Below are 2,227 nucleotides of genomic sequence, written 5' to 3' on the forward strand. Positions count from 1 at the left end.
GTGGTAGAGTCGATGGCGGGTATTATCCCGCGCACCTCTGTGTTAGATCCGAGCGTGCGACTTTCGCCGCACTCGGCTCCCGATGTTCTAGGATTTCTCCTTGCTCATGTGGATATAATCGTGACAGCTTTCATGTATTGCTAGAAGATTTTTAATTTTCCAGTTGTTGTGATTACCGTCTATGTGGTGTAAGTGTACTCGTTCTTCACTGAGCATCTTTAACCCACAGTGACCACATGCATGGTTTTGCCTTTTTAAGGCTTTAGAGGTTTCACCGTCGTAGAGTTTGCTATTGCGAGTGCTCCAGTAGGGAATATCTCCGTCAAAGGGTGATTTTTTCCCTTGTACGTTGACAAATTCGTTTTCGGAGTAAGGAACTGCTGGGAACGCCTTGCTCAGTAATTTCTTACTGGAGTATCGGTCGTTCTTTGTTTCCCTGTTGAACACCTTGAACGCTCTGCGTTGGATGTAGTATAGCGAATTTCGCGACCCGTCCATCTTACAGTAGCGGTGGTAGTTCCTCCATCCTCTAACTAAAGGTGCTAATTTCTCAGCTTTTTCTTTAGAACCATAGTTAGAGCAGTTGACGATAGTTTTTACTTTCTGACGGAATGTTTTGAAGTTGTCCACTGAGGGAGTGCTTCTGAACTTTCCGTTGTTTTGTACTTTGAAGTGCCAACCAAGAAAGTCAAAACCATCTGTCGTAGCGGTTATTTTGGTCTTCCTTTCACTGACATTCATCCCCCTATCTGCAAGAAATTGACTGATTCGTTCAAGTATTTCGTTTGCGTTATCTTCGGGTCGGAGTATGATGACCATGTCATCAGCGTACCTAATGGAAGGTTCGTAGATATCATCTGGCGATGTATTAGCAGTTATTCTGCACTTTTTCTTCTTACAATCGTTACGATGATACCTGTGTATACTTTCGATTCCGTTGAGGGCAATATTCGCTAAAAGTGGACTCACAACACCTCCTTGTGGTGTTCCCTGTTCTGGGAACTCCGGATTAACCCCGGCCTTAAGGCAACGAAAGATACCTTTCTTCATGCCTTGTGGGGCGATAAGGTTGTTCATTATGGTGGTGTGGCTTATCCTGTCGAAGCATTTTTCGATATCGAGTTCTATGACCCTTTTTTCTATTCCGTAGACCCTGGAGTTTAGGTTTGTAAATAGGACTTTTTGCGCATCGTGCGTTGAACGCCCTGGTCTAAATCCGTAGCTCTTTGCGTGGAAGGTTGCTTCGTGTGCTGGTTCTAGTGCGTACTTTACAAGGCATTGCCATGCTCTGTCTGCAATAGTGGGGACTTTCAGAATTCTGGTTTTCCCATCTTTCTTGGGTATCGGTATCTGTCTTAATTTGCTATGATGCCAATTAATGTAGTTTTTCTTGAGAAGGTTCTCAAGGGCAAAGCGTTCCTCATGGTTGAGGGATGCTTTTCCATCGATACCCGCAGTCTTTTTACCTGCGTTTAGCTGCGTTACTTGTCGAACAGCTAGTAATCTGGCGGCTTTGGATTTCAGAATCAGTTTCTGGAGTGACCGCGCTTTCCGCGTGTCTCCTGCTTTAACTGCTTTAAACACTCTTGCTTGTAGGCGGAATAAGTTACATCGGAAGTTTTTCCAAGGTAATTTGCTCCAAGATTCACTAGCATTGTTGCTGTGCCCAATCATGCTCTAACTCCTAAGAATGTTATCTGAACACCTCAGACCAATTACGGTCTGTCCTACCCGCGTTAAAGGAATTCTGTCGCTCGTCTGACTTACCTGGGTTTCGACCTTTCCCAAGACCTCTATCGCGTTTTTCTTCGTTCCCCAGGTGGGATTGTTCGTACCTTTAGGTGTAGCCAATTCGCCTGTTAGAATCCCTTACTCTTGCCGTTCGCTGATTGATCGTCGGCGGGATTTTAGCTCTAACGAGGTCAGGGGGTTTTTGTTATGCCCTGCCTTAATTCTAAGACGCTTTTTCAGGCTCTGTTTCACCTTGGATACTCCCTGTTAGCGCCAGTGTCAGCCCACAACGGCCGTCTGTTTGCGCCCTGTTCCCAGCTTCGGTCTATAAGTTTCCGAGCTTATTCGCCGTGGGCAGGTAAGGAGTCACTCTTGAGTTTAGAGGGTAGGGTTTTCACCTACATTCCAACTGGAGTTCAATTTCCCACTTATGTGGTTAATTGGTGAGTTTATTTACGGACTGATTACCGAGATTCACTCACAACGAATCGCACCA

1 protein-coding gene is annotated in these 2,227 nt (G+C 45.4%); it reads right to left on the reverse strand.

Translation table 11 applies throughout. The annotated features are described in order from the left end of the window. Positions 1–87 precede the first annotated feature (87 nt). Positions 88–1,674 carry a group II intron reverse transcriptase/maturase gene (locus AC5JM2_RS21875; RefSeq protein ID WP_495836938.1) on the reverse strand — a complete coding sequence of 529 codons (1,587 nt, stop codon included), beginning with the start codon at positions 1,672–1,674 and terminating at the stop codon, positions 88–90. Positions 1,675–2,227 lie beyond the last annotated feature (553 nt).

The organism is Brasilonema angustatum, from assembly GCF_059505445.1.